Here is a 241-nt window from a genome sequence, read left to right as displayed (position 1 = left end):
AAATGAAAAAGGAGATATTTTAAAAACATTAGATCAAACCGAACTTTCAAAGTTTTCAAAAGAAAATATTAACAATCATTATGTAGCAAAAGTGAAAAATGGTAAATATAGTTTGATTATTCCGCTTGGAGCAAAAGCTGATTTAACCATTAAAATTGATGAGATTTTTGCTCAAAAAGATGAGATTCATACGTTGAAATTAATTGATATTAGTGGAATTGAATGGACGGCGAGAATTAAA

The 241-nt window shown here is 27.0% G+C and carries 1 protein-coding gene; it reads left to right on the top strand.

Going from position 1 to position 241, the window contains the following annotated elements; genetic code table 11:
- Window positions 1-241 (top strand): TQO small subunit DoxA domain-containing protein (locus SCA31_RS25220; RefSeq protein ID WP_410699672.1); only part of this gene is annotated, 241 nt, incomplete at both ends.

Source organism: Chryseobacterium sp. SIMBA_028, from assembly GCF_046535285.1.
GTDB lineage: Bacteria > Bacteroidota > Bacteroidia > Flavobacteriales > Weeksellaceae > Chryseobacterium.
This window is presented reverse-complemented; position numbering and strand designations above follow the sequence as displayed.